2 protein-coding genes are annotated in these 6,007 nt (G+C 77.0%); both read left to right on the top strand.

Going from position 1 to position 6,007, the window contains the following annotated elements; all coding sequences use genetic code 11:
• Nucleotides 1-33 precede the first annotated feature (33 nt).
• Nucleotides 34-1,527, top strand: a complete 1,494-nt coding sequence (locus D459_RS0105240; protein ID WP_026120073.1) for an ICP22 family protein — start codon at nt 34-36, stop codon at nt 1,525-1,527.
• Nucleotides 1,528-1,869: 342 nt separating this feature from the next.
• Nucleotides 1,870-5,154 (top strand): right-handed parallel beta-helix repeat-containing protein, encoded by a 3,285-nt coding sequence (locus D459_RS0105235; protein ID WP_026120072.1) that lies wholly within the window; start codon nt 1,870-1,872, stop codon nt 5,152-5,154.
• Nucleotides 5,155-6,007 lie beyond the last annotated feature (853 nt).

Here is a 6,007-nt window from a genome sequence, read left to right as displayed (position 1 = left end):
CGACCGGCCCCCCACTCAGAGAGGAACCGAGACATGGCAGGAGAATCCGCGAAGGCCGAGCGGCCCGGAGCCCTGATGAGCTCGGCCGACCCGGCACCGGAGTCGGCGGCGGCGCCGACCGGTCCGGCGTCCGCGCCACCGCCGCCGGCCCCCGCCGGCCCCGCCGCGGCCGCGAAGGCCGCCGGGACGGCTCCCCCCGCCGCGGGCGCGGCGGCCGGCCTCACCGCCGCGCTGGGCCGGTTCGGCGCCCGGTCGGCGGTGGAGGGGAAGGGCGCCGCGGACACCGCGCACCGGCCCGGCAAGCCCACCATGGCGCTGGCGGCGATCGCCGGCCTGATGCTGGTCGCCGCCCCCTTCGGCTTCTCCGAGGCGGGCATGCGGATGGTCGGCGCCGTGGGCGCCACGGGGACCGAGGGCGGCCCGGCCGACGCCGCGGGCGCCCCCGCCGGGGCCCAGGTGCCCGCGGCGGGCGGCGGCCCGGTGGTGCCCGGCGACGGCGGTGCGGGCGGCGGCCAGGACCCGGGCGGCTTCGTCCCGGACGTGCTGCCGCAGGCGCCCGGCGCGGTCGGCGAGGACCGCGACGACGACGGCGGAGGCGGCGGGGAGTCCGGCGGCGGGGGCGGCGAGGGCGGCTCCGGCCCGGTCGGCGAGGCCCCGGTGCAGTCCCTGGTCGACGGCTCCCCGCAGGAGGACGGGGAGGACGAGGAGAAGGGGAAGGGCGAGGACGCCGAAGACGGCGAGCGCGGTGAGCGCGGCGCCGGGGAAGAGGACGGCGGGAAGGGCCCCGGCGGGGACGGGGAGAAGGACGCGGAGGCCGACCCGGAGAAGGGCGCCCCGAAGGGCGGGGAAGAGCCCGGCGACGGAGAGGACGGGGAGAAGGGCGCCGGCGCCGAGGCCCCCGAGCGCTCCGAGCAGAAGGACCCCGGGAAGGAGGGCGGCGACGGCGGCTCCGGCGGCGGCGCCCCGGAGAAGCAGGACCCGCCGGCCGCGGAGGAGGGCGGCCCGTACTCCACCCACCTGGACTCCTCCCCCGGCGCCCGGGACGTCAAGGACGAGAAGAACTACGTCGCGGTGGCCGGCCCCGGCTGCGACGACAGGGGCGCCTCCTACGCCCTGCACGGCGGCGGCATCGAGCGCACCGGCTCCTCCGGCTACACCGACCTGGGCTGCGACGACGCCTACGACGCCCTCCCGGTCAGCGGCGACCCCAACTCCTACGCCGAGACCGCCGCGACCTGGACCTTCACCCCGGGGACCACGGACTCCACCTGCGCGCTGCGCATCCTCGTGGTCAGCGGCGGCCACCCGCTGTGGGAGAGCGGCGAGCCCGCGCACTTCGAGCTGTTCAACGGGGAGCGGGCCGGCGGCGAGAACCGCGGCGTGTACAAGATCGGCAAGCCCGAGGGCGGCAACTACTGGGCGGTCACCGAGTTCGGCGACGTGAACCGGTCGTTCACCCTCCGGCTGACCAACACCGGCAGCGCCGGGAAGCTCCCCGCCTCGGTCGTCGAGGCCGAGTGCTGGTGAGCGGGGTACCGGTGAGCGGGGCGCCGGCCGCCGGACGGGCGGCGCCGGGGCGGCGGCGGGCCGTCCGATGACCTCCGCTGGGAGCGCCGCAGGGAGCGGTGCGGGGTGCGGCGCGGCGCCGGGCGCGCCGCACCCCCGCGCCCCGGGCGGCGCGGCGCCGGTGCGGCGCTCCGGGGCCCGCCCTCCGGGGGTGTCGGCCGGAGGCGGCATTCTGGGGCCGGGGCCCGGCACCGGTCCGCCGCCGGCGCCCCGCCCGCCCGGCCGCCGCTTCCACCTCCGCGGCGCCCGCTCGGCCGCGTCCACCTGAACGATCATGGAGACGAAGAGTTGAACACCCCGCACATGCGCACCGTCGACCCGTCGGGCGGCGCCGATTACCGCACGATCGGCGAGGCGGTCGCCGCCGCCGGCGACGGGGCGGTGCTCTCCCTCGCGCCGGGGCGCTACGACGAGAAGCTGGTCCTCACCCGGGTGGTGACCCTGATGGCCGCCGAGGAGCCCGGTTCGGTGGAGCTCCTCAGCTCGGAGGGGAGCGTGATCACCTCCATCGCCGAGGCGGTCAAGCTGACCGGGCTGGTGCTGCGCGGCCGCGACTCCGAGGCCCCGGTGGTGGACGCCGCCGCCGGGCAGGTGGAGCTGGCCGACTGCCGGGTGGACGGCGCCGCCTGGGCGGCGGTGCTGGCCCGCGACGAGGGCGCGGTGGCGCTCCGCGGCTGCCGGGTGACCTGCACCGAGGGCGCGGGCATCGTGGTGACCTCGGCCCAGCCCAGTGTGATCGAGGACTGCGTCATCGAGGACGTGGCCACCAGCGGCCTGGTGATCAACGAGCGCGGCGCCCCCCAGGTGCGCCGGTGCACCATCCGCGACGCCGGCGGCAACGGGATCTACGCGGCCGGCGGCGGCGCGGGCCTGGTGGAGGAGTGCGAGGTGAGCGGCACCGCCAAGCCCGCCGTGGCGGTGGACGAGCACGCCGCGCCGGAACTGGTCCGGCTGCGGGTGCACGACGTCGCCGACGACGGGGTGGTGGTGTCGTCCCGCTCGGCGGTGCGGCTGTCCGAGGTGGACGTGCGCGACGCGGCCGGCCGCGGCCTGGTGCTGCAGGGCGGCACCGACCCGCGCGCCGACCGGGTGACGGTGGTGCGCAGCGGCCGCGAGGGCGTCCTCGCCGAGGAGAAGGCGCGCGGGCTGCTCACCGGGGTGGAGGTGCGCGAGGCCGGGGGCGACGGGGTGCGCGTCGCCGGGCGCTCCTCGACCGCGTTCAGCGGGCTGGAGGTGCACGCGGCCAAGGCCGGCGGGGTGGTCGTCGCCGAGGACTCCACCGCCGAGTTCGACCAGCTGACCGTGGACGGGGCGGCCGGGGCGGGGGTGTCGGTGCTGTCCGGCGCCGCCCCGTTCCTGCGCCGGGTCCGGCTGCGCGGGGTGCGCGGGCACGGTGTCCGGTTCGAGGGCGGCGGGGGCCGGCTGGAGGACGTCGAGGTGGCGCAGGCGCGCCGGGCCGGGGTGCACGCCTCGGGCGAGGCCCGCCCGTCGGTGACCGGCCTGCGGGTGGTGGAGGCCCGGGAGAACGGGGTGACCGCCTCCGGCGGGGCCGTGCTGGACCTGCGGGACGGCGAGGTCTCCGGGTGCGGCGGGGACGGGCTGGCGGTGCACGCCGAGGGCGAGGTGACCGCGCTGCGGGTGCGGGTGCACGGCAACGGCCGCAACGGCGCGCTGGTCGCCGCGGGCGGCCGGGCGGTGCTGCGCTCCTGCGACCTGTTCGGCAACGAGGCCGACGGGGTGCTCGTCGGCAGCGGCGAGGACGTGCTGGTGGACGGCTGCACGGTGCGCGACAACGGCAGGGCCGGGCTGCGGCAGACCGTCGCCGGGTCGCACGTGCGCGCCGAGGAGCTGGTCAGCGAGGGCAACCGGGCGGAGGACAGCTACGGCCCGGACGCGGTTCCGGCCGGCGCCCCGGTTCCGGGGGCGTCCGGCGGCGGCTCCGGGCAGGACGCCGAGGAGGAGGACGAGGGGCCGCTGGCCGAGCTGCAGGCCCTGATCGGCCTGGAGACGGTGAAGAGCGAGGTCACCACGCTGGTGAACCGGAACCGGATGGCCCGGCACCGCGCCGAGATGGGGCTGCCGTCGCCGCCGGTCGCCCGGCACCTGGTGTTCGCCGGCCCGCCCGGCACCGGCAAGACCACGGTGGCCCGGCTCTACGGGCGGCTCCTGGCCGACCTGGACGTGCTCCGCTACGGCCACGTGGTGGAGGCGGCCCGCGCCGACCTGGTGGGGCAGTACGTCGGCGCCACCGCGATCAAGACCACCGAGGTGTTCGAGAAGGCGCGCGGCGGCGTGCTCTTCGTGGACGAGGCCTACACGCTCTCCGCGGAGGGCGGCGGCGGGTTCGGCCAGGAGGCCATCGACACCCTGGTCAAGCTGATGGAGGACCACCGGGACGACGTGGTGGTGATCGTCGCCGGCTACGCCCCGGAGATGGAGGGGTTCCTCGCCTCCAACCCGGGCCTGGCGTCGCGGTTCGCCCGCACCGTGGAGTTCCCCAACTACAGCCCCGAGGACCTGGTGGAGATCGTGCGGAGCCTGGGCTCCCGGCACAGCTACACCCTGGACGAGGCGCTGCCGCCGCTGCTGCTCCGCTACTTCGACCGGATGCCGAAGGGCCCGGCGTTCGGCAACGGGCGCGAGGCGCGCAAGGTGTTCGAGGAGATGGTGGACCGGCAGGCGCACCGGCTGGGCGAGAACCCGCCCGCCGACCCGACCGAGCTGACCCTGCTGGTCCCGGAGGACCTGGGCGACGCGGCCGAGGCGGAGGAGTCCGGCGCCGGCACCGACGAGGTGGCGGCGCTCCGCGCCGAGCTGGACGGGCTGACCGGGCTCGCCGAGGTGAAGACGGTCGTCAACGACCTGGTGAACGTGCTGGTCGCGGCGGCCCGCCGGCGCGAGCTGGGGATGCCGGTGCCCACTCTCAGCCACCACCTGGTGTTCTCCGGTCCGCCCGGTACCGGTAAGACCACGGTGGCCCGGCTCTACGGGCGGCTGCTGAACGCGCTGGGCGTGCTGCCCGGCGGCCAGACCGTGGAGGCGGCCCGCGCCGACCTGGTGGGCCGGTACGTCGGGCACACCGCCCAGCTCACCACCGAAGTCTTCGAGAAGGCCAAGGGCGGGGTGCTGTTCATCGACGAGGCCTACACGCTGACCCCGGCGGGCGGCGGCAACGACTTCGGCCAGGAGGCGGTGGACACCCTGGTCAAGCTGATGGAGGACCACCGGGACGAGGTGGCGGTGATCGTCGCCGGCTACGACACCGAGATGAACCGGTTCCTCGCCTCCAACCCGGGCCTGGCCTCCCGGTTCGCGCACCGGGTGCCGTTCGCCGACTACTCCGGCGCCGAACTGGTCTCGATCGTGGAGGGCATGGCCGAGGCCGGCGGCTACCGCATCCCCGCCGAGACCGCCGAGGCCCTCCTCGCCCACTTCGACGCGGTCCCCCGCACCGAGGCCTTCGGCAACGCCCGCTACGCCCGCCAGGTCCTGGAGAAGATGATCACCCGCCAGGCCGGCCGCCTCATCTCCCTCCCCGACCCCACCCGCGACGACATGGTCGTCCTCACCCCCACCGACGTGCCCTGACCCCGCACACCCCGGGGCCGCGCCGCCTCCCCTCCCCCTCCCCCAGGCGCGGCCCCGGCCCCAGCCGGGCGCGGCGCCCCACGGGCTGAGGGTTCAAGCAGGCGGCGAAGGCAGCGGTGGGGACCGGCCGGTCGGTCCGGCGCGGCGCCCCACGGGGCGAGGGTTCAAACAGGCGGCAAAGGCGGCGGTAGGGACCGGCCGGTCGGTCCGGCGCGGCACCCCACGGAGCAAGGGCTCAGACCGGCAGCGACGGCGAAGGAAGGGCCGGGACCGGGCACCCCAGCCGAGCGCGGCGCCCCAGCCGGGCGCGGCGCCCCACGGAGCGAAGGTCCAAACAGGCGGCAAAGGCGGCGGTAGGGGCGGAGCGGAGGCGGCCGCCCGAGCGCGGCGCCCCACGGGGCCGGGGTTCAAGCAGGCGGCGAAGGCGGGAAGGGCACCGGCCGACCGGTCGGGCGCGGCACCTCGCGAAGCAGGGGTTCAAGCAGGCGGCGAAGGCGAGAGGGGGCCAGGCGCCGCGTCCACCGGCCCGGCCCGCCTGGGCCCGCCAGGGGCCTTATCCCTGTATGCCCGGTTCGCGGCGGAGATCGGGCGGGCGCGGGAGCGCCCTGCGCACCCCGGCAGCACCCCGATTACATCTACCAGCGAGTAGTAAGCCCCGAAGCCCCCACCACCCCCTCACCGATCACCCAGAGTGGCCAAGGCAGGCCCTCCCAGCAGGGCAAAAGCGACATCTAGTCCGCACTCCTGCTCTTCCCGGGTTCCGGCCCCCTGCTTCCCGGCCTTCCGGGCGGCTCGAACCCCCCAACACCGGCCCGATCAAGGCGATTCGGGGCTTCCGGGGGCCGATCCGGGC

The sequence above is a fragment of the Nocardiopsis potens DSM 45234 genome, assembly GCF_000341105.1.
In the GTDB taxonomy this organism is placed as follows: Bacteria; Actinomycetota; Actinomycetes; order Streptosporangiales; family Streptosporangiaceae; genus Nocardiopsis_A; species Nocardiopsis_A potens.
Note: the sequence above shows the minus strand (reverse complement) of the source record. Positions and strands in the feature narration are given on the sequence as shown.

What these genes read in the sequence shown, in the direction of transcription:
- D459_RS0105240 (WP_026120073.1), top strand. Translation starts at nt 34, where the DNA reads ATGGCAGGAGAATCCGCGAAGGCCGAGCGGCCCGGAGCCCTGATGAGC.
- D459_RS0105235 (WP_026120072.1), top strand. Translation starts at nt 1,870, where the DNA reads ATGCGCACCGTCGACCCGTCGGGCGGCGCCGATTACCGCACGATCGGC.